Annotated in this window: 15 protein-coding genes and 3 pseudogenes; 5 read left to right on the forward strand and 13 right to left on the reverse strand. The window is 69.9% G+C overall.

Annotation, left to right across the window (positions count from 1 at the left end; all coding sequences use genetic code 11):
* Positions 1 to 93: 93 nt before the first annotated feature.
* The 6 genes and pseudogenes from ACZ7L9_RS29335 to ACZ7L9_RS29360 form a co-directional block, all read right to left on the reverse strand.
* A pseudogene (locus ACZ7L9_RS29335) lies at positions 94 to 342 on the reverse strand (glycoside hydrolase domain-containing protein); the annotation flags it as partial.
* A gap of 15 nt (positions 343 to 357) precedes the next feature.
* Entirely contained in the window at positions 358 to 1,986 is a 1,629-nt protein-coding gene (locus tag ACZ7L9_RS29340) for an IS200/IS605 family accessory protein TnpB-related protein (RefSeq protein ID WP_471419825.1), read from the reverse strand.
* A gap of 168 nt (positions 1,987 to 2,154) precedes the next feature.
* Positions 2,155 to 2,565 (reverse strand): annotated as a pseudogene (locus tag ACZ7L9_RS29345) (glycoside hydrolase domain-containing protein); the annotation flags it as partial.
* 152 nt (positions 2,566 to 2,717) lie between these two features.
* Complete coding sequence (locus ACZ7L9_RS29350; RefSeq protein WP_471419827.1) at positions 2,718 to 4,250, reverse strand: protein kinase domain-containing protein; 1,533 nt, start codon at positions 4,248 to 4,250, stop codon at positions 2,718 to 2,720.
* A complete protein-coding gene (locus ACZ7L9_RS29355; protein WP_471419829.1) occupies positions 4,247 to 4,930 on the reverse strand; it encodes a hypothetical protein in 684 nt (227 codons plus the stop codon). The genes ACZ7L9_RS29350 and ACZ7L9_RS29355 overlap by 4 nt, the downstream gene beginning before the upstream one ends.
* Before the next feature lie 114 nt (positions 4,931 to 5,044).
* Complete coding sequence (locus ACZ7L9_RS29360; RefSeq protein ID WP_471419831.1) at positions 5,045 to 7,141, reverse strand: N-6 DNA methylase; 2,097 nt, start codon at positions 7,139 to 7,141, stop codon at positions 5,045 to 5,047.
* A gap of 229 nt (positions 7,142 to 7,370) precedes the next feature.
* Here ACZ7L9_RS29360 and ACZ7L9_RS29365 point away from each other — a divergent pair, with 229 nt between their 5' ends.
* Together ACZ7L9_RS29365 and ACZ7L9_RS29370 are read left to right on the forward strand one after the other, a co-directional pair.
* Positions 7,371 to 8,210, forward strand: coding sequence for a DUF4190 domain-containing protein (locus ACZ7L9_RS29365; RefSeq protein WP_471419833.1), 840 nt, complete (start codon positions 7,371 to 7,373; stop codon positions 8,208 to 8,210).
* Positions 8,192 to 8,992, forward strand: a complete 801-nt coding sequence (locus tag ACZ7L9_RS29370; protein ID WP_471419834.1) for a hypothetical protein — start codon at positions 8,192 to 8,194, stop codon at positions 8,990 to 8,992. The genes ACZ7L9_RS29365 and ACZ7L9_RS29370 overlap by 19 nt, the downstream gene beginning before the upstream one ends.
* A gap of 78 nt (positions 8,993 to 9,070) precedes the next feature.
* Here ACZ7L9_RS29370 and ACZ7L9_RS29375 read toward each other — a convergent pair whose 3' ends face one another.
* The 4 genes and pseudogenes from ACZ7L9_RS29375 to ACZ7L9_RS29390 all read right to left on the reverse strand — a co-directional run bounded on the left by ACZ7L9_RS29375 (position 9,071) and on the right by ACZ7L9_RS29390 (position 12,315).
* Positions 9,071 to 9,820 (reverse strand): N-acetyltransferase, encoded by a 750-nt coding sequence (locus ACZ7L9_RS29375; RefSeq protein ID WP_471419836.1) that lies wholly within the window; start codon positions 9,818 to 9,820, stop codon positions 9,071 to 9,073.
* Positions 9,821 to 9,958: 138 nt separating this feature from the next.
* Positions 9,959 to 10,729, reverse strand: coding sequence for an HNH endonuclease family protein (locus tag ACZ7L9_RS29380; RefSeq protein WP_471419838.1), 771 nt, complete (start codon positions 10,727 to 10,729; stop codon positions 9,959 to 9,961).
* A gap of 145 nt (positions 10,730 to 10,874) precedes the next feature.
* Positions 10,875 to 11,219 (reverse strand): annotated as a pseudogene (locus tag ACZ7L9_RS29385) (UTRA domain-containing protein); the annotation flags it as partial.
* 46 nt (positions 11,220 to 11,265) lie between these two features.
* On the reverse strand, positions 11,266 to 12,315 hold the full coding sequence (locus tag ACZ7L9_RS29390; RefSeq protein WP_471419840.1) for an aldo/keto reductase: 1,050 nt from the start codon (positions 12,313 to 12,315) through the stop codon (positions 11,266 to 11,268).
* A 115-nt stretch (positions 12,316 to 12,430) separates the two neighbouring features.
* Between ACZ7L9_RS29390 and ACZ7L9_RS29395 the strand changes: the two genes are divergently transcribed.
* Positions 12,431 to 12,898, forward strand: coding sequence for a MerR family transcriptional regulator (locus ACZ7L9_RS29395; protein WP_471419842.1), 468 nt, complete (start codon positions 12,431 to 12,433; stop codon positions 12,896 to 12,898).
* 250 nt (positions 12,899 to 13,148) lie between these two features.
* Here ACZ7L9_RS29395 and mfd read toward each other — a convergent pair whose 3' ends face one another.
* Entirely contained in the window at positions 13,149 to 16,727 is a 3,579-nt protein-coding gene (mfd, locus tag ACZ7L9_RS29400; RefSeq protein WP_471419843.1) for a transcription-repair coupling factor, read from the reverse strand.
* 352 nt (positions 16,728 to 17,079) lie between these two features.
* On the opposite strand from mfd, the gene ACZ7L9_RS29405 reads away from it, so the two are divergent.
* Together ACZ7L9_RS29405 and ACZ7L9_RS29410 are read left to right on the forward strand one after the other, a co-directional pair.
* The gene (locus ACZ7L9_RS29405; protein WP_471419892.1) at positions 17,080 to 17,301 is read left to right on the forward strand and encodes a type II toxin-antitoxin system Phd/YefM family antitoxin; all 222 of its coding nucleotides are present in this window, start codon (positions 17,080 to 17,082) and stop codon (positions 17,299 to 17,301) included.
* Complete coding sequence (locus tag ACZ7L9_RS29410; RefSeq protein WP_471419845.1) at positions 17,298 to 17,672, forward strand: type II toxin-antitoxin system VapC family toxin; 375 nt, start codon at positions 17,298 to 17,300, stop codon at positions 17,670 to 17,672. Before ACZ7L9_RS29405 ends, ACZ7L9_RS29410 begins: the two co-directional genes overlap by 4 nt.
* 324 nt (positions 17,673 to 17,996) lie before the next feature.
* Here the strand turns inward: ACZ7L9_RS29410 and ACZ7L9_RS29415 are convergent, their stop codons facing one another.
* Both ACZ7L9_RS29415 and ACZ7L9_RS29420 read right to left on the reverse strand, forming a co-directional pair.
* Positions 17,997 to 20,582, reverse strand: a complete 2,586-nt coding sequence (locus ACZ7L9_RS29415) for an ABC transporter permease (RefSeq protein ID WP_471419847.1) — start codon at positions 20,580 to 20,582, stop codon at positions 17,997 to 17,999.
* Entirely contained in the window at positions 20,579 to 21,367 is a 789-nt protein-coding gene (locus ACZ7L9_RS29420; RefSeq protein WP_471419850.1) for an ABC transporter ATP-binding protein, read from the reverse strand. The genes ACZ7L9_RS29415 and ACZ7L9_RS29420 overlap by 4 nt, the downstream gene beginning before the upstream one ends.
* Positions 21,368 to 21,399: the final 32 nt, after the last annotated feature.

The following is a 21,399-nucleotide window of genomic DNA, read 5'->3' on the forward strand; positions in this document are numbered from 1 at the left end:
ATTCGGAAGGAGTTGCGGTTGTGGGGCCCCTCGCGGGCCCCCGCGGCGTTCAGGAAACACGCTCGGCCGGGACCCCGCTCCCGGGGACAGCCCTCAGCCCACGATCGCGACCGGGGCGTTCCGGTCGATCGTGAGCGTGCCGCCGGTGTGCGTCACCTTCTTGTTGACGGCGTACTGGTGGCCGCGGCGGTGCCCGGTGTACAGCGTCGAGGCGTACGGGAAGCCCTTGGTGGTGGAGTACACGTCGTCGTAGCGGGCGTACCAGAGGATCTCCGGCAGGTCCGTGCGGTTCGTGGCGTTGGCCACGACGGCGGCGCTGGAGTTGCTGAAGCCGTAGAAGCCGGACCAGTACCGTTCCTAGCCAGTGTGCAGGAGTGAGTCCTGGACCCACTGTTGCGTACTGGGCGCATCCCGAACGGTTTTGGATGCACTGGGTTCCCGCTTTCGCTTCCCACGCGGCGACGACCCTCCAGGGGGCCGGTCCGTTGCGGGTGGGCGGGTTCCCTCACGCCCCCGGTCACCTCGTACAGCCTGGACGGTCCGATGCCCCGCACGATCACTCCGGTCGTGCGGGGGCGGTGCCGTCCGACGCCGGACCGGGTGTCCGAGGGCGCGTCGTCCGATCGCGATACCGGCGGCATCATGACGGGACATCTTTCGATGCGCGGCGGCCAGCGGTTTCTGCCAGTGCTGGGCACCCCACAAAGTGGTGTAGGCGGGGTCGACCGCGACAATACTCAGGCCCTGTTCGGCGGCCATGGAGACGAGCCGGGCCTTGAGCTTTCCGGTCGGGATGCCGGAGATGAGCTGGCGGAACCGCTTCCTGCGGCCGTGCTTCTCCCGTGTCTTCTCGGTGGTGAAGTCGAGGTCCTCGATGGCGATCGCGGCGACACCGGCCTGCTTGGCCCAGTTGATCAGCCGGGTCAGGGCGTGGCGGATCTGCGCGTCGCGGTGAGCAGTGTTGCCGGACAGGTCGTAGCCGAAGCGGTGCGGGTCGCCGATGGGGTTGCCGTGCCGGTCCAGGTGATAGGCAGCGAAGTGGTCGGCGTTGGTGTCAACGCCGACCATGCCCCGGGCGCGGGCGGTCTCCAACGGGATGGTCTGCACAACGGGGCATTGCCAGGAGGCAGTGAGATACCAACGGTTACGCTCCATGTCGAGATGGATGCGGTAGGCGACGGCCCGGTCCGCGGCGATGCGGTCGGCCCACTCCACGCCCCGGTGCGCAAACGCCACGGTCGAGGTGAAGGTGTACCGGCCGTGCTGGGCATTGGCCAGGTGCGCGAGCGGGGCGGGCAGCTTGATGGACACTTCACCGTCCGCGGTGACACGGATCGTCTCGTTCCCGAACCGCTTCCCCGACTCACCGTCAGTAGCGATGAACCAGCGCTCCGCCTCCCAGCGCTTGCGCCACTGGTCTTCTGTGAACCCGGCCTGGGTGAGGTGGTGGCGGGTGTTGAGGAGACGTTTTCCACCCCGTACCACCCGCACCCGTCCGGCCTGCCAGTCGGCGACAACGGCTGCATGCCGCGCCTCCAGCACCGCTAGGCGGCGGGACTTGTGGAACCACTCCCTCCGGGAGCGGTAGCCTCCTGCGGCCCGCTTCGTTCCGGGCGCCCCGACCGGGAGGGACAGACGGTGCCGCAGCGTCCTGATCCCAGCCTCCAGACTCCGGATGTGTGCTGCCTGACAACGGCGCGCGAGCGCCCACTGATCGTGCGTGGCCTTGGTGATCGCACCGGCGATCCGCGACGACGACTGCGCCGTCAGCTCCCGCTTACGCGTGGCCCACGTCTGAGCGCTGTGATCGCGGCCGTCCGCGCAGCGAGCCTTGAGATCACGGGAAGCGAGCGCACCCTGATGCTCACCGACAGCGCGCAGGACTTCCTCGTCGTGCGGCGTGAGGTGCTTGAGACGGTCCCGGATCGCCACCCCAGCAGGCCCCGGCACCACGAAGGACGCCGTCAACTCCCTCAGCCCACCCACCACACCACCCCCTCCCACGAGACCGGACACCTGCCAACCAGCCAACGAGCACCAGCCGCCAAGGTCACCCATTCGGCCCCAGAACCCCCGTTCCCACCCCAGGAACCCGCCGACAGGCCCCACTCCCGCACACCACAACTCACTTCAGTGCAGCAAACCGGCAGCAGCTCGCAACCCCTTGGCCTTGACGGTCTTGTCGAACGACCGAGTGCAGGCGAGCACCGTGTTCACACAGGAAGTGTTCTTCGGGTCGAAGTACTCCATGTCGAGGTAGACCGGACTCCCCGGCTTCATGCCGAGTGCGGCCTCTTTCGCCACGGCGTCGTTGGCGTCGGTGACGGCCAGTGAGGTGGCGTTGGCGGCGGTCATCTTCTCCGGGTTGGCGCTCGTCTGGCACGGCGGCTGCGCGCCGACGTACAGCGGGACCAGCCTCCAGCCGATGGCACTGACGGACTTCACCCAGGAGGCGGTGAGGTTGGGCTGCGCGCAGCCGCGGTTCTTCCCGCCGACGTACACGGCGCTCGGCAGTGCTCGAACGAAGTGTGAGGCCGGCGGGGCAGGCGTGTCGTCAGCCGCCCCGGCGGCAGATCACGGTCTCACGCCGCGACCGGCCTTGGTCTCCGGCTGCGGCCTCCGAGGCAATCCATTGCAGAACTTTGGCGTGTCCATTACTCGGCTGTCCATTACTCGGCTGCTCACCCCGTCGCGCCCTGTCCGGCCCTGTCGCCCCGTCAGCCGCCGCGCACCTCCACCTGCCGGTCGAGCCGGCGGCGCAGCTCCACCGGCAGTGGATGATGCGGTCCGTAGGCCCGCTCCGTGTCGTACAGCAGCCCCTGCAGCTGTACACGCGCCGCCACGTGGTCGCCGACCGCGAGCAGCAGGTGCCCGATGCGGTTGCGGATCTCGAAGGAGCGGGCCGGGTCGTTGCCCGTGGCGTGGTGGTTCTCGTAGTAGGGGAGAACGGCGCGGTACTCCGCGAGCGCGGCGGCCGGTTCGCCGAGCTGTTCCAGGCACTGGGCCGCGTCGTAGCGGAACTGCAGTGTCTGGGCGTCGGCCGGGCCGGCCTCCGCGGCGCGGTCGTCGGCGAGGCGGCGCAGTTCGGGCAGGGCGCGGCGGTACTGGCCGTCGTCCATCAGCGTCGCCGCGTACTGCTTGCGCAGGATGCGGACCACGGCGGAGTCCTCGCCGTGCTGTTCGGCCGCGACCGGGAGAATCGAGCCGAGGATGTCCACGGCCTGGGTGATGCGGCCCTCTCCGAGCAGCTTCTTGACGTCGTCGACGGCGGCTGCGACATCGGGCCGGGCAGCTGTCGGTGCGGGCGGGGCCGGGGGCGGTGCGGTGGCGCGGTCGGGCCAGGGGGCGTGCGGGCGCAGGAAGGGACGGGTCGGGTCGAGCGGCCCGATGGGCAGCCCGTTGCCCCGGGAGGGGAGCAGCGGGGCGAGGTGTTCGTACACCTCCTGGGCACCGGACGGGCGGTGCCGCGGATCCTTGGCCAGCAGCCGCAGCACCAGCGCTTCGAGCGGCTCGGGGATGTCGGGCCGAATCCGGCGGACCGGGAGCGGCGGCTCGTAGAGGTGGCGGTGCAGCACTCCGAGGGCGGTCGATCCCGCGAACGGCACGTCGCCGCTGAGGAGTTCGTGGAGGAGCACGCCGAGTGCGTACAGATCGGTGTACGGACCGACGGCTCCGCCCATCGCCTGCTCGGGCGCCATGTAGGCCGGGGAGCCGATCGGCGAACCGGTGTGGGTGAGGCGGGTGGTGTCGTTGTCCAGGACGGAGGCGACGCCCAGGTCGAGGACGGTGACAGTGCCGTCCGGACGCACCATCACGTTGCGGGGCTTGAGGTCGCGGTGGACGATCGGCACCGCGTGCACGGCGGACAGGACGGCGCAGAGCTGGGCGGCGACCGCGACGGACCACTGCCAGGGGTACGGGTCGTGCTCGGCGAGATGGTCGGCGAGGTCGGCGCCCTCGACGTACTGCATGACGAGGAACAGGTCGTCGCCGTCGCTCCCCGCGTCGTGGACCGTGACCAGGCCCGGGTGGTCGACCTGGGCGGTGACGCGGCACTCGCGGACGAAGCGGCGACGCAGTTCGTCCGCCGCCTCGCTGCCGACGGGGCCGGTGACCCGGTCGGGGCGGAGCAGCTTCACCGCGACCCGGCGGTCCAGGCGCTGGTCGTACGCCGTCCAGACCTGGCCCATGCCGCCCTGGCCGAGGACGGTCGCCAGCTGGTACCGCCCGCCGATGACGCGTCCGCTCACCGGTTCTCCTCCTTGGGGAGGTCGTCGCCCTTGCGGAGCTGGTCGCCGCGGAGGTAGTCGCTCAACTCGTCGAGCTCGGCGCGGACCTGGTCGATGCGCTGGGGCTGCGGGTGGGAATGCGGGTTCCAGGGGTGCGGTCGGGAGTCGGCCGCGAGCTGCGGCTGGGGCTGCTGGTACGGCTGTGGTGGTGCGGCGGGCGGCTGTTGGACGGGCGCGGCGGCCGGCGGGGTGGGGAGCGGCGCGGCGGGTGCCGGTTCGGGCGCGGGCATCGGCACCGTGGCCGCGTATCCGTACCCCGGTGCCAAGGGCGCGTACCCGCCCATGACGCTCCGCTTCGTGAGCTGTTCGTAGTGGCGGACGTCCCCGACCAGGTAGTAGGCGGGAGCGGCCACCATCACCACCAGCAGTAGCGGTATGAGGACGTTGTCGATGCCGGAGGGCTCGTCGCTGCCGTCCCTGCCGATGATCGGCAGGAGCACGCAGACGAGCACGAAACCGGCCCCGGTCAGCCACCAGTCGGACGCCCGGCGGCGCACGATCGCGAGACGGAGGAGCGGACTCCACAGCAGCAGTCCGAGCGAGCACACCGGAAGCAGCACGAACAGCACACGCATCGAGACGATCCAGGCCCGGCTGGAAACCCGGCGCGGTGGCGTCGGCGGATGACCCGGGGCGTACATGGCTGCTCCTGGAGACCTGGTCGTTGAAGGTCCACGCACACGCTCGATGCACGCAGATCCGAGCGTAAACGGCGACACCGACAACCCGCCCCGGGTTGTACGGAGTGGTTCAGCTCACTGCGGTGTGACCGTGCCGTCCGTCAACCCGTCGTACATCCCCTGGACCAGCTGCCCGCCGAGTCGCCCGGCCAGCCGGAGCGCGTCCTCGAACTCGGCGAGGGCGCGGAACCGTTCTCCGTACCTCCGCTGTTCCGCGAGCGGCAGCCGGGGCAGTTGGAGACGGCGGGCGTCCAGCCGGGTGGCGGTGGAGGCGTAGCTGCTGGCCTGGCGGTTGTTGGCGGTGCCGCGCAGGAAGCCGGCGAGGAACCAGGGGTCGAGGGCGGACGGATCGGGGCGCAGCAGCTGGAGGTTGCGGCCCAGCGCGGCACCCGCGGTGGACGCGTCGATGACGCGGGTGACGGAACCGCCGCCGAGCACGGGGACGACGACATCGCCCGGTTCGACGAGGACGGGCTCCTCGGGGGGCCCGTCGACGGGGAGGCTTCCCGAAGGGGCGGTGGAGCCGAGGACGTCGTGTTCCGTGAGGACGGGTGCCGGGCCGGTGCCGGAGCCGCCGGTGCGGAGCTGGAGTGCGCCGGCGCGGGCGAGTTCACCGACGGTGGTGAGCGGCCAGCGGGCCGGCTCGGAGGGGGTCACGGCCGGCGGGGTGAGGGTGCCGGTGATTCCGAGCGTCTCGGTGAGCCGTTCCCGTACGCGGATCAGCTCGGCCGGCCCGCCCGCGGCGGCCGGGGGCGGCAGATGGCGGGCGGGGGCCAGGTCCACGTCGTCGTCGAGGAGTTCGATGACGGGGACGGCGCTCGTGCCTGCACCGTTGGCCACGCCCTCGCGCGCGCCCTCGAACCACCGCCAGGCGTCGAGCACGGCGCTGCGCACCGCCTGCCAGTCGAGCCGGTCGCGCCCACCGGACGGAGCGGCGGCCGCCAAGCCCGCCGGGTGCGATTCGGCAGGTTCGGCGGTGTCGACGAGCAGCAGCTCGGGCGAGGGCTGCAGGCCGGTTCCGGGCTTGCGCAGCACCCAGAGGTGGAGCGGGATGCCGTACGGGGGTGCGGCACCGGCCGGGAGCGCGATGACGGCGCGCAGGGCGCCGCGGCGCAGCAGATCCGCGCGGATCCGGCGACCGGAGCGGCGCGAAGCCGCGGCCGGGGGCATCAGGAGTACGGCGGTGCCGCCCTCGCGCAGATGGGCCAGGGCGTGCTGGACCCAGGCGAGTTCGGACTCCGTACGGGCCGGGAACCCGTACTCCCAGCGCGGGTCGTAGGCGAGTTCGTCGTGGCCCCAGTTGCGTTCGTTGAACGGCGGGTGGCAGAGCACGGCGTCGGCGGCGACCTGCGGGAAGGCATCGGCACGCAGGGTGTCGCCGGCCCGCGCCGCGACGGCGCAGCTGTTGTCGGGGTCGGTGTGCAGGGCGAGACGCAGTGCGGTGAGCGCGGCGAGGTCGGGGTCGGCCTCCTGCGCGTACAGGGCAGTCGGGCTGCCGACGGCGCGCAGCAGGGCGCCGGTGCCCGCTGCGGGGTCGAGGACGGTGCGGGCGGGCTGCTTCCCGGTCTCCACCAGTGCGGCCATGAGTTCGGCGAGTCCGGTCGGCGTGAGTGTGTACTGGCGTGGGTTGGCGTCCAGTTGGCGGCCGAGCAGGAACTCGAAGGTTTCCCGGGCCCCGGTCTCGGCGGCGAGCTCCGCGGCGCCGCGGAGCAGCGGAATGAACGGAAGCAGTTCGGCGCGGCCGGGAGTGTGAACAGCCCGTCCGGCTACCGTGGCGGGCCCGAAGCGGTCGGCGAGCAGGTCATCGAGAGCGCGGGACAGCACACCGGCCATCGCCTCGTCCGACACAGCGGTGATCTCCCGCCAGGCTGTGGGGCTGTTCCGTCGGAGCAGCAGGGCGCAGCCCGTGTGGACCAGGGCGGAAATCGCGCCGGCCGGGTGTCCGGCGAGCTGCTGCCAGACCCGTTCACGGAGGGGGACCTCGGCGAGTTTCCCCTGGTCACGCAGCCACCGCTCGACCTCGGGCAGGGCGAAGGACGGGCTCGTCTCGGTGCCGCCGACGGGCTTGGGGAAGTCGGCGTGGCGGCGGCGCCAGTTGCTGACGGCGGCCCGCCCCACGCCCGCGAGCCGGGCGATCCCCGCCGCGGTCACCTCTGTCGAGTTCTCCGGCACTGACTGTCTCCCTGGTCCTGGCACTGGCTGTCCCGGCAGTGGCCTTCGTGCGGTGCTGGCGAGCATACCGATCTCGGTTACGGGTCGCCGATTCACAGCGTGCATCAACACCTTCAGCGTGAACCATGTTGACTCGGTTCACAAGCTCTGCTGTTATTGCCCCATCGCTACAGGAGCGATGCACAGAACCGCTCACCACCCATCTCTGCATTCGCCGGAGGGCACAGCCATGTCCCAGTTCACGCAGCCGCCGCAGTCCCCGCAGCCCCAGCAGCCGTACACTCCCGCCCAGATGCCGGGCGCGCGCCCGGCCCGTAACGGACTGGGCATCTCCGCCCTCGTCCTGGGCGTCATCGGCGCGGTGTCGGGGCTGATCCCGTTCTTCTTCTGGCTGGCGGGCATTCTCGGCGTCATCGCCCTGATCCTGGGTCTGGTGGGCCGGGGCCGGGCCAAGCGCGGCGAGGCCACCAACAAGGGCATGGCCACCTTCGGCGCCGTCCTCGGCCTGATCTCGCTGATCCTCTCGGTGGTGGGCGCGGTGATCACCTTCAAGGCGGTGGACGACGCGGTGAACGACCTGAACAAGGCGGTGTCGGACACCACGGCCTCCGCGAAGCCGAAGCCCGGCGGCGACGGTTCCGCCAAGGACGGTGGATCCGACAAGAAGAAGGACACCGGAAAGGCGCTGGAGGCCGGCGACTCGGCCGTGTACGACGACGATCTGACGGTCACGGTCGGCGACGCCACCTCGTACACCCCGGACGCGTACGCCGCCGGGCACACCAAGGGCAACAAGGCCTACCGGGTCGCCGTCGTCATCGAGAACGCGGGCAAGGAGAAGTTCGACTCCGCGCTCGTCAGCGTCACGGCCCGCGACGGCCAGGAGGGCGCGGACGCCGAGCAGATCTTCGACGGCAAGGTCGGCGAGGGCTTCAGCGGAACGATCCTGCCGGGCAAGAAGATCACCGTCCAGTTCGCCTTCGACGCCCCCGCGGACGCCAAGAGCCTGACGGTCGAGGTCAACCCCGGGTTTACGTACGACGCCACCCAGTGGGACCTGAAGCTCTGACCCTTCTCTCCCGACCGGAGCCGACCGTCATGCGCCCGCTCGCCCGCACCACGGCAGCCTCTCTCAGCACCGTGACAGCCCTCGCCCTCACGGCGGCCTGCGGCACGCTCATCGACGAGGAGCGGACCGCCGCGCCCTATGCGCGGCTGACCGGCCCCGAGGTCGTCAGCAAGGCCCTCGCGGCGACCCGGAGCGCCAAGTCGGTCCGCATGGCGGTGGAGACGACTTCCGCCGAGGGCCCGGTCAGTGCGTTCGTCGCCACGGATGTCAGGGGCGCGTGCACGGTCACGCTCTCCATGGGCGCGGCAGGCACGCTGGAACTGGTGCGGATGGAAGGCACGGTCTACACCCGGTCCGACGCCGCGATGCTGAAGGAGGCCGTCGCCAAGGAGGGCCCGCGCAAGAACACCGCCGCCGACATCGAGAAGCTCACCGGCCGCTGGGTGAAGGCCCCCATCGGCGACCCGCACGCAAAGCTGGCCGAGCGCTACTGCGACCGGGAGACGTTCCTCGGCATCCTCGCCCGGAAGAGCGGGACGGCCCGCAAGGGAAAGACGACGGCACCCGGCCCCGACTCCACCTCCGGCGTCACCACCCTGACCGTCAACGGCAGGACGGACGAGGGGACATGGACGGCAAGCATCGCCTCCGAGGGCAGGCCCTACCTGCTGAGAACGCGTCTGCCGGACGACGCCGGAGGCACCGGCCGCCCCCTCACCGTCGAATTCTCCGGATTCAACAAGCCGTTCCCGGTGAAGAAGCCGCAGATCTCAGGTTCTTGAGCCGCCCGGCATCACGGAACCCTTGGCCGGTCGGACACCACGGAACCCGCCCCACCCGGGCGGGTTCCGTCAGCGCGTTCAGAGCCGATGCCGCACCCACACATGGGGCTCCTCGTACACCGCGAACCCCCTCCGCACCGAACAGCGCACCGGCACCAGCGCCCCCGGCACCTCCACCTCGCCCGCCACGTCGAACGGCAGCCCGGTCCACCGCCGCCACTGAGTGAGCGACCCGGTCACCCGCACGGATTCTGCCGTGATGCCCACGGTCTCTCCGCCCGCCCTCGCATGAGCGCGCAACCACGGGTCGTGCGGCAGCCCGTCCTCCCGGATCCGGTACGCGTAGTCCTCGATCGCCACCCGCGTCTCCAGGTGCTTGGCGCTCGGCCGCACGGGAGCGAGGACCTCACCGAACCCCAGCCGCCGGGCGTTCTCCAGCATCGCGGTGAGCATCCGGCCGGAGATCCCCCGCCCCCGGCGGTCCGCCACCACGGCGATCTCCATCGCGCCGACCGTGTCCGGCACCCGCCCGTCCCGCAGGTCCACGAAGGCCCACAGCAACACCTGCACCCAGCCGGCTTCGGGCAGTTCCTCACGTACCTGATCGGCCGCCTTCAGCGCGAGCGGCACGCTGAGCGCCCGCGCGACGACCGCGCCGTCCGGTTCGGTCGCGACGAGCGAGTACTCCGGCAGTTCGGCGGTGATCCGCCCGAAGTACTGTCGCCCCACCGGGTCGTGCCGTATGAACTCCGGCCAGGGATCGGACATTCCGGCCACCGCGTCGGTCAACTCCGGCCGCTCGGCGAGCGTGGTGATGGTCAGCTCCATCCCGCACACGCTAGTGCGGTGACGGCGAAGGGCCCACCGGATCCTTCCGGCACCGTCTCGTCAGAGGCTGCGCCCCGGGCGGCTCGGGCCCGGCGCATCCGGGTCCGCGGCACCGGGGGCACCTTCAGTGCGACCTGCTCATCCGCCGCACTGCGCCAGCATCGCCTGCTTGTCCGCGGTCGTCACCGGCAGGTCGTACTTCAGCGAGACCTGCGCGAACCGCACCGCGTACGAGCAGCGGACCGGCTTGTACGGCGGCAGCCAGGACGCCGGCCCCGAGTCACTCTTGGCGTTGTTGGCCGGGCCGTCCACCGGGAGGAGGTTGAGCGGGTCGTTGGCGATCTGCTGCCGTTTGGCGTCGTTCCAGCGGGCGGCGCCCATCTGCCAGTCGTACGAGAGCGGCATGACGTGGTCGATCTGGACCTTCGTCGCCTGCTCCTTGCGCCAGTCGATGGTCGAGCCGGTGTATGGGTCCTTGAGGGTCATCGACACCACCACGCAGTCCGAACCGGACCGGAACTTCACGTCCTTGCCGTCCCTGGCGAGGAGGTCGTTCCGGGTGTCGCAGCCGTTCCGCGCGAGCGGTATACCGTCGACCGAGTCCTTCCACGCGTAGCCGAACTTGTCGCGCGCGTACCCGGTCTTCGGGCCCCGCCCCTTCGTCGCCACCTTCTCGATGACCTTCCGGCCGGCTGCCCGGTCCGCCTCGGAGGTGAGCGGCGCGAGGCCCGGCTTCGTACCGTCGGCGTTGTCGAGCGGGCTGGCCCCGAACCCGGTGACGGCAGCCTGTCCACCGCCCTGCTGCCCGGCCCCGGAGGACGTCTGCTCGGGGTCGCAGCCGGCCAGGGCCAGCACCGCCGCCACGCTGAGGGCGGGCAGCATCACTCGGTACGTGCGGGGAGGTATCACTTGAAGCCGTCCTGACGGGGAGAAAGCCGAACCCGGGAATCCTACGGAGGTCTTCCCCCGTGAGGCGTGTCCATGACTACGGATGGAGCCGGATGCGGCCCGAATCACACGTCTCCGGCTGACCGGCGGGAACAGAGCGCCCGACTCACTCGGCCGTGAACTCGTACTGCAACTCGTACTGCACTTCGTGCAGATGGCCCGCCTTGACCGCGCCGGTCGCTTCGACGGGCCGCTCGTCGTCGCTGTAGATCACACGCGGCGTCCGCAGAACCGACAGCCCGCCGGGCAACCACAGTGCCTGGTACCGGTCTTGGGTGGGCAACCGCGCCGAGACCCGGTCCACGCCGAGTCGCGGCCGGTAGCCCAGCTCCGCGAACAGGGTCGGCGTGCCGCCGGGGATCTTTCGGCGCTCCGCCATCGCCGTGCCTCGGGCGATCTCCAGCGGGTGGTACGAGCAGACCAGCTCGGCGGGTTCGTCGTCGATCGCGACGCTCATGCCGCCCCAATGAGGAACCCGTTCACCACGATCACGTCACTCAGGCCGCGGCGCGTTCGGCGAGTGGGCGGCGCCGCAAGGCGGTGTCGGTCAGTGATCGCGGAGGGAAGGAGGCGCTGGGGTTGTACCGGTTGATCCCGGCCGGCACGATTTCGTCGATCCGGTCGAGGGCCGCGTCATCCAGGGTGAGCGCGGCGCCTTTGAGCAGATCCTCCAGCTGCCGCATGGTCCGCGGTCCGATGATCGCGGAGGTGACGGCGGGGTGGGCCACGGTGAAGGCTACGGCGAGCTGCGGGAGGGTGCAGCCGATGCCTGCCGCGAGTTCGATGAGCTGTTCGACGGCGTCGAGCTTGGCGGCGTTTTCGGCGATCGCGGGATCGAAGAATGCCGGTCGAAGAGCGGCGCGGCCGGTTGCCAGGTCGATGGGCCGGTCCTTGCGGTGCTTGCCGGTGAGGAATCCGAAGGCGAGGGGGCTCCAGACCAGTACCCCCATTCCGTAGCGCTCGCAGACGGGCAGGAGCGAGGCCTCGATACCGCGGGCCAGAATCGAGTAGGGCGGCTGGGCGGAGCGGAAGCGCCCGAGGCCGCGCCGCTCGGAGACGTGGTGTGCCTCGACGATCTCCTCGGCCGGGAAGTTCGAGCAACCGAAGGCGCGGATCTTCCCCTGGCGCACGAGGTCACTGAGCACCGAGAGCGTCTCCTCGATGTCGGTGGAGTGGTCGGGGAAGTGGACCTGGTAGAGGTCGATCCAGTCGGTGTTCAGACGCCTGAGGCTGTCCTCGACCGCCTTGAGTATCCAACGCCGTGAGTTGCCACTGCGGTTGCGGCCTTCGCCCATCTGGAAGTGGACCTTGGTGGCGAGTACGACGTCGTCACGGCGCCCTCGCAGCGCCTTTCCCACGATTTCCTCGGACTCCCCCTGTCCGTACATGTCGGCGGTGTCGACGAAGTTGATCCCCTGGTCGAGGGCGGCGTGGATGATGCGGACACAATCGTCGTGGTCCGGGTTGCAGCCGTCCTGGAACATCATGGTCCCGAGGCAGTGGACACTGACCTCGATGCCGGTTCGGCCGAGGGTGCGATAGCGCATGGTGATGCTCCCTTACTCATTCAACGGATCACGCAGAGCGACAGAGGCGTCGATCGCACGAGGCACCCTAGGAACTAGACCCGGCTCTAGGTCAACCCCCGTTACTCTGACCGGCATGGCTGAGATCACGACACGTCTGAGTATCGGACAGGTCGCCGAACACACCGGTTTGAGCGTTCACGCGCTGCGCTTCTACGAGCGCGAGGGCCTTTTCGTCCACCCCGTGCAACGCGGACCTGGCGGGCGCCGCGTCTACAGCAGGGATGACGTGGACTGGCTGACCGTCTGCATCATTCTCCGAGCCTCAGGCATGCCCCTGCCCATGCTCCGCCGATACGCCGGCCTCGTCAGAGAAGGCGCCGGCAACGAGGAAGAACGACTCGCGCTCATGCGCGAGCACACCGAGCACGTCACCACCCAGATCGGCAGGCTCACCGAGTCCCTGGACCTGATCAGGTTCAAGGTCGGGGTGTATGAGGACCTTGTCGCCCAGGGCGGCGCCGCCCGCCCATGTCACGCCCCATCCCCTTCAACCGACGAAGAACGCACGCCACTGCTTCGCCACGAAGCAGTGGTCGAGTAACCGGCAGCGCACCACGATCGCCCGTCGCGGCTTCACGGCGACCTTCGCCGTCCGGCTCGTACGCGCAACCGCCCTGGAGGTCCGTGACAGCGGGCCCGGTCAGCCGGCGGTTCAGCGCCTCGACGAGACGCCTGCTCGGGGCGCGGGTTACACCTCGTGAGCGAGCTCGCCGACGACTTCGGGGTCGGTGATCACGTCGTCGGCAAGACCGTGTGGCTGGTCTTCTCAACCACGCCCGCGCCCACCCGCCTCACGACCCCAGGATCGTCGTGAGGAACTCCCCCGTCCACGCCAGCAGTTCGCGGCCGACGACCGGCTTGCCGCCGATCCTGCCGGTGGTGGGGCGCGGGACCAGGATCTGGTGGACGGCCGGCTTGATGACCGTCTTCGGGTAGAGGCGCTTCAGGCGGAGCTCCTGCGATTCACGCAGCTCGACCGGGGCGAACCGGATGTTCGAGCCCTGGAGCACGATCTCGCCGACGCCGCAGGCGCGGGCCAGCATGCGCAGGCCCGCGACCAGGAGCAGGTTCTCGACCGGCTCGGGGAGTTTGCCGTAGCGGTCGGTGAGTTCCTCACGGACCGCCCTGATGTCGTCCTCCGTGTTGGCGGAGGCGATGGCGCGGTACGCCTGGAGGCGCAGCCGCTCGCCCGGGGCGTAGTCGTGGGGGACGTGGGCGTCGACCGGGAGCTCGATCTTGACCTCCAGGGGCGGCTCCTCCTCCACGCCGCCTTCGAGGGAGGCCCGGTAGTCGGCCACCGCCTCGCCCACCATGCGTACGTACAGGTCGAAGCCGACGCCCGCGATGTGGCCGGACTGTTCGCCGCCCAGGAGGTTTCCGGCGCCGCGGATTTCGAGGTCCTTCATCGCCACGTACATGCCCGCGCCCATCTCGGTGTGCTGGGCGATCGTGGCCAGGCGCTCGTGGGCCGTCTCGGTGAGGGGCTTCTCCGGCGGGTAGAGGAAGTACGCGTAACCGCGCTCGCGGGCACGGCCGACCCGGCCGCGCAACTGGTGGAGCTGGGAGAGGCCGAAGTTGTCGCCGCGCTCCACGATCAGGGTGTTGGCGTTGGAGATGTCGATGCCGGACTCGACGATCGTCGTGGAGACCAGGACGTCGAACTTCTTCTCCCAGAAGTCCACCACCACTTGTTCCAGGGCCTGTTCGGACATCTGGCCGTGGGCGGTCGCGATCCTCGCCTCGGGGACGATCTCGCGCAGCCGCGCGGCGGCGCGGTCGATCGACTCGACACGGTTGTGGATGTAGAACGCCTGGCCCTCACGGAGCAGTTCACGGCGGATGGCCGCGCCGATCTGCTTCTCCTCGTACGGTCCGACGAAGGTGAGGACCGGGTGGCGCTCCTCGGGCGGCGTGGTGATCGTCGACATCTCACGGATGCCGGTGACGGCCATTTCGAGCGTACGGGGGATGGGCGTCGCGGACATGGTGAGGACGTCCACATTGGCGCGGAGCTTCTTCAGCTGCTCCTTGTGTTCGACGCCGAAGCGCTGCTCCTCGTCGACGATGACCAGGCCCAGGTCCTTGAACTTCGTCTCGGAGGAGAAGAGGCGGTGGGTGCCGATGACCAGGTCGACGGAGCCCTCGCGGAGCCCTTCGAGGGTCGACTTGGATTCGGAATCCGACTGGAAGCGGCTCAGGGCCCTTACGCTGACCGGGAATTGGGAGTAGCGCTCGGTGAACGTGCCGTAGTGCTGCTGGACCAGGAGGGTCGTGGGGACGAGGACGGCGACCTGCTTGCCGTCCTGGACCGCCTTGAAGGCCGCCCGTACCGCGATCTCCGTCTTGCCGTAGCCGACGTCGCCGCAGATCAGCCGGTCCATCGGGACGGACTTCTCCATGTCCTCCTTGACCTCGGCGATGGTGGTGAGCTGGTCGGGCGTCTCCGCGTACGGGAAGGCGTCCTCCAGTTCGCGCTGCCAGGGCGTGTCGGGGCCGAAGACATGACCGGGCGCCGCCATCCGCGCCGAGTACAGCTTGATCAGGTCGGCGGCGATCTCCTTGACCGCCTTCTTGGCGCGCGCCTTGGTCTTCGTCCAGTCGGCGCCGCCGAGCCGGTGCAGGGTGGGCGCCTCGCCGCCGACGTACTTGGTGACCTGTTCCAGCTGGTCGGTCGGGATGTAGAGGCGGTCGCCGGGCTGGCCGCGCTTGGCGGGGGCGTACTCGACGAGCAGGTACTCGCGGGTGGCGCCCTGCACCGTACGCTGCACCATTTCGATGTAGCGGCCCACACCGTGCTGTTCGTGGACGATGTAGTCGCCGGTCTCCAGCGCCAGCGGGTCGATGGTCTTGCGGCGGCGGGCCGGCATCCGGCCCAGGTCCTTGGTGGCGGTGCGTTGGCCGGTCAGGTCCGTCTCGGTGAGGACGGCGAGTCTGAGCGCCGGGTCGACGAAGCCTTGGTCGACCGCGCCGCAGGAGACGTGGACCAGCGACGGGGAGATCTCGGCCAGGTCGGGATCCAGGCGGGCGGCGATGCCCTCGCCGCTCAGCACCTCGACCATACGGGAGGCGAGCCCCTGGCCCTCGGTGACGTACACCGTGCGCCAGCCGTCGGCGATCCAGCCCTTGGTGTCGGCGAGCGCGCGGGCGGTGTCGCCCCGGTACGACTCCGGGGCGTGCATCGTGAGCTTGAGGGTGTCCTCGTCGAGCTCGTCGTCCGCGGCGAACGGGGAGACCGACCACCACATCATCTCCAGCTCGCGGGCCCGGTCGCGGACGTCCGCGATGCCCCACAGGGAGGCCGCGCCGACGTCGATCGGGGCCTCGCCCGCCCGTCGCCCACCACCGCCCTTGCCGGAGCGGACTTCGTCCGCGCTGGACATCGCGGTCGCCGCCCAGGACGCCTGGAGGAACTCCTGGCTGGTGGCGACCAGGTCGGCGGCCCTCGTACGCACCCGCTCCGGGTCGCAGACCAGCGCCATCGAGCCCTTCGGCAGCACGTCGAGCAGCAGTTCCATGTCGTCGACGAGGACCGGGGCGAGGGACTCCATGCCCTCCACCGCGATCCCCTCGGCGATCTTGCCGAGCAGCTCGCCCAGCTCCGGGTGTTGCTCGGCGAGGGCGGCGGCCCGCTCACGCACCTCGCCGGTCAGCAGCAGCTCCCGGCAGGGCGGCGCCCACAACCCGTGCTCGGCGATCTCCAGCGACCGCTGGTCGGCGATCTTGAAGTAGCGGATCTCCTCGACGTCGTCGCCCCAGAATTCCACCCGAAGGGGGTGTTCCTCGGTCGGCGGGAAGACGTCCAGGATGCCGCCGCGCACGGCGAACTCGCCGCGTTTCTCGACCAGTTCGACCCGGGAGTACGCGGCTGCCGCGAGCGCGTCGACGGTCTTGCCGAGGTCGGCGCTCTGTCCGATGCGCAGCGCTACGGGTTCCAGGTCGCCGAGTCCCTTGACCTGCGGCTGGAGCACGGAGCGCACCGGTGCGACGACGACCTTGACCGGGCCGGTCTCCGGATCGTCCTTCCTCGGGTGCGCGAGGCGCCGCAGCACGGCGAGGCGGCGGCCCACGGTGTCGGAGCGGGGTGAGAGCCGCTCGTGCGGCAGGGTCTCCCAGGACGGGAACTCGGCGATCGTGTCCGGCGGCAGCAGGGTGCGCAGCGCGGCCGCCAGGTCCTCGGCCTCCCGTCCGGTCGCGGTGACTGCGAGCACGGTCCGGTCGGTCTCGCGGGCCAGCGCGGCCACGGCGAAGGGGCGGGCGGCGGGCGGACCGACGAGGTCGACATGCATGCGGTGGCCGGCGGTGGCGGCCTTCACCGCTTCGGAGAGTGCCGGGTCATGTACGACGACATCCAGCAGGCCGTGCAGGCTCATGAAGGGCTTCCGTCCGGGTAACGAGGGCGAGGTCTGACAGCCGGCTGCTGCCAGGGGTGACGCGTGGGGCAACACGAAGGACCCGACACGGGCTGGGGGTGGCTTCTGGGTCAGGCCGGACCAGGGAGCGAGGGCCGCAACGCCGCAGATGCGCGTGCCGGCCCTCGCGAGCCCGGCATGATCCAGAAGCCACCCCCCGGCGGGCCGGGGGCTCCAGCGTACGACGCCGGTGTGTCACCCGCGCGAGGGAACGCCGTTGCCCGTGCGGTGAGACCGGGGCTAGCCTTAGTCCACACCTAGTCCGGACCCAGTTCCCTGCGAGGCAGTCGTGGAAGCAGCGCGGCAGTACAACGTGCATGAGGCCAAGACCCACTTTTCCCGCATACTGCAACAGGTCGAGACCGGGGAAGAGGTTGTGATCAGCAGGGCGGGCAAGCCCATCGCCAAGGTCGTGCCACTGCACCCCAGGGTCGACCGGACCGACTACGGGGCGCTCCGGGGGCAGATCCGCATCGCCGAGGACTTCGACGAACTGCCCGACGACATCGCCGACGCATTCGGGATGCGCGGATGAGACTGCTTCTGGACACGCACGTCGTCCTGTGGTGGCTGGATGCCTCCCCCGAGCTGTCCAACGACCTCAAGGACCTGTTGCGCACCGAACCCGAGGTGTACATCAGCGCTGCGACCCCGTGGGAAATCGCGATCAAGCAGAGCCTCGGGAAGCTGGAGGGCCCTGGAGACCTTGCGGAACGGGCGCGGGACATGCAGTTCACCGCGCTGCCCATCACCGCCGCACACGGCGTTCGCGCCGGACGCCTTCCCCGGATTCATCGAGATCCCTTCGACCGGGTTCTCGTCGCACAGGCCCAGCTCGAAGCGCTGACACTCGTCACGCGGGACCTGTGGATCCCGAAGTACGACGTCCCTGTCATGCCCGCCTGACCGGGCCGCGAGGGCACGAATCCGGCCCCGGAGTGTTTGGAGGAACACCCCGGGGCCGGATCAGTCATCCTAGTGCCGTGACCGGCAATGTTTGCCCCGTAAGGAGCGTCGTCCGGTGCGTGCGATCGCAAGGCGGCCGGAAGTCCTTGGATGGGGTCTCCCCTGCTCGAACGAAGTTGAGAGCTTGGGGAAGGAGCTACCAGGACTTTTGGCCAACGCGGAAGGGGGTCCCCCTGGCCCTTAAGGCCTTGGGGGAGTGCGTGCTGGGCGGCGCGACGGGGCAAAGCTTGCCGGGAGGGGCACTGACGTCGACCGTCGTTCTCGCTAATCCGTCGCGATCGCGTTCAGCACGTTCATCCTGCCCGCCCGGAACGCCGGGACCAGGGCCGCGAACAGGCCGACGAAGGCCGAGGCGACGAAGACCGTGAGGATCGTCGGCCACGGGATCTCCAGGACGTCGAGGCCCTCCAGAGCCAGCAGCTTCTGGGCCGCCGTGCCCCAGCCCATGCCGAGGCCCAGGCCGAGCAGGGCGCCGAAGACCGCGATGACCACCGACTCCAGGCGGATCATCCGGCGCAGCTGGCGGCGGGAGAGGCCGATGGCGCGCATCAGGCCGATCTCACGGGTCCGCTCGACCACCGACAGGGCCAGAGTGTTCACCACACCGAGCACCGCGACGATGATCGCGAGCGCCAGCAGGCCGTAGACGATGTTCAGCATCTGGCCGATCTGGTCCTTCAGCTGCTGCTTGAAGTCGGCCTGGTTCTTCACCTCGTACTGCGGGTACTTGGCGAGGGCGGTCTTGAGCGCGGCGTACGCCTCCTTCTCCTTGCCGTCCTCGGCCTTCGCGAACATCATCATGTTCTTCGGCAGGCTGTCGGCGGGGACGTACCGCGCGGCGGTCGCGACGTTCGTGTACATCGCGCCCTTGTCGATGTTCACGTCGTCCGAGGTGATCGCGGCAAGCCTCAGCTTCGCGGTCTCGCCGCCCTTGAAAGCGACGGTGAGCCGGTCGCCGACCTTGAGGTGGTGCTTGGTGGCGTACGTGTCGCCGACGGACATGGCGTCCTTGGCGTACGCGTCGGCCAGCTTCCCGGCGACCGTCTCGCGCCGGACGTCCTCCTGGTACGTGGGATCGACGGCGGCCAGGACCTTGTTCTCGGTGCTGCCGTCGGGGGCCGTGATCCCGGCGCTGACGACCTTGTAGCCGGTGAGGTGTTCGATGTCCGGCACGGACTCCAGGGACTTCACCGCCTGGTCCACGAGGAGCGTCGGGTTGCCACCGGACGGCTGGACGATGAAGTCCGCGCCGACCGACTTGTCGAGCTCCTCGGTGGCCGAGGCGACCATCGACGAACCGACGACCGAGAGGCAGGCGACCAGGGCGAGGCCGATCATCAGGGCGGCGCCGGTTGCTCCGGTGCGGCGCGGGTTGCGCAGGGCATTGCGCTCCGCGAGCCGTCCCACGGGGCCGAACATCCGCAGCATGACCGCGCTCAGCACCCGGACCACGAAGCCGGCCAGCAGCGGGCCGATCACGATGAAACCGATCAGGGTGAGGACCACGCCCGCACCGAGGAAGAGCGAGCCTTCGCTCGACTTGTCGGCCCGCGTCGCAGCCAGGAGCGCGGCGCCACCGGCAAGGGTGAGCACCAGGCCGATCGCTGCCCTGACCCGGCCGGCCCGGCCGTCCGCCGGGGTTCCTGCGTCGCGCAGGGCGGCCATCGGGGAGATCTTCCCGGCGCGACGGGCCGGGATGTACGCGGCGACGACAGTCACGATGATGCCGAGCGCGAGGCCGACGACCGGGGTCGTCCAGGCGACCGTGAGGTCGTCGGTGGACAACTCCATGCCCGCGGCGCCCATGAGCTTCATCAGGCCGACGGCGAGGCCGATGCCCACGCCGACGCCGAGGACGGAGCCGAGGATGCCGAGGAACAGCGCCTCGATGAGCACGGAACGGTTGACCTGCTTGCGGCTGGAGCCGATGGCCCGCATCAGGCCGATCTCGCGGGTGCGCTGGGCGACCAGCATCGAGAAGGTGTTGACGATCAGGAAGATGCCGACGAGGAGGGCGATTCCGGCGAAGCCGAGCATCGCGTACTTCATGACATCGAGGAAGGAGCCCATCGAGTTCTTGTTGGCGTCCGCGGCCTCCTTCTGCGTCCGGAGCTTGTACCCGGAGGTGTCACCGAGCGCCGTGGCGACGGCCTGCTTCAACTGCGTGTCGCTGACGCCCTGTTCGGCGGTGACGGAGATGAGGCTGAAGACGTCCGGCTTGCCGAGCAGCTTTGTCTGCGCGGTGACGGTGTCGAAGTAGACGACCGCCGCGCCGGGGTTGGTGACCTTGAAGGTGGCGATGCCGCTGATCTTCGCGTTGATGTCGCCGGTGGCGGCGATGGTGCGCAGTTCGTCACCGAGCTTCAGGTGGTGCTTGTCGGCGGTGTCGGCGTCGACCATCATCTCGGTCGGGCCGCGCGGTGCGTGGCCGGAGGTGATCTCCATCGAACGCAGGTCGTTCTTCGTCCAGTTGCCCGCGATCGTCGGGGCACCCGTCGTGGAGCCCATGTTCTTGTTCTGACTGTCGACGACGGTGACGGACATGCTGGTGACCGCGCCCTCGGCGTCCTTCACGCCGGTGGCCTTGCCGACCTGCTGGACGGCGGAGGCGGGGAGCGTGACGGGCTTGCCGTTCTCCGGAAGCCGGTCGTCGTCCTCGGAGGTCTTCGGGCTGACGGTGACATCGGCCGCCGTCGCGGCGAAGAGCTTGTCGAACGTGGTGTTCATGGTGTCGGTGAAGACGAGCGTGCCGCACACGAACGCCACCGACAGCAGGACCGCGACGGCGGAGAGCGCCATGCGTCCCTTGTGCGCGAAGAAGTTGCGCCTCGATGTCTTCCAGACGGTCATGACGTCCGCCCGCGCGAGTCGAAGTCCTTCATGCGGTCGAGGACCTGATCGGCCGTCGGGTTGTGCATCTCGTCGACGATGCGTCCGTCGGCGAGGTACAGCACCCGGTCCGCGTAGGAGGCGGCGACCGGGTCGTGGGTGACCATGACGATGGTCTGGCCCAGCTCGTCGACGGACCTGCGCAGGAAGCTCAGCACCTCGGCGCCGGCCCGCGAGTCCAGGTTTCCGGTGGGCTCGTCACCGAAGATGATCTCCGGCCTGGCGGCGAGCGCCCTGGCCACCGCGACGCGCTGCTGCTGGCCGCCGGAGAGCTCGGTGGGCCGGTGCTTCAGCCGCTCGGCGAGACCGACCGTCTCCACGACCTGCCGCAGCCAGGCCGCGTCGGGCTTGCGGCCCGCGATGTCCATCGGCAGCGTGATGTTCTCCAGCGCGTTGAGCGTGGGGAGCAGGTTGAACGCCTGGAAGATGAAGCCGATCCGGTCCCGGCGGAGCTGGGTGAGCCTCTTGTCCTTGAGTCCGGTGATCTCGGTCTCGTCGAGGAAGATCTGACCCGAGGTCACGGTGTCCAGGCCGGCCAGACAGTGCATCAGGGTCGACTTGCCGGAGCCGGACGGGCCCATGATCGCCGTGAACTGCCCGCGGGCGATGTCCACATCGACATGGTCGAGCGCGACGACCCTGGTCTCCCCCGCCCCGTACGCCTTGACGACCTGTCGCGCTCGCGCAGCGACGGCCGTACGCCCTCCAGTGCCCCCGTGCCTGGGAATGGTTACAGCCGTTGTCACGGTTTATCTCCTATGTCGGTCATGAGGTTTTC

This window comes from Streptomyces sp. NPDC111516 (genome assembly GCF_055635345.1).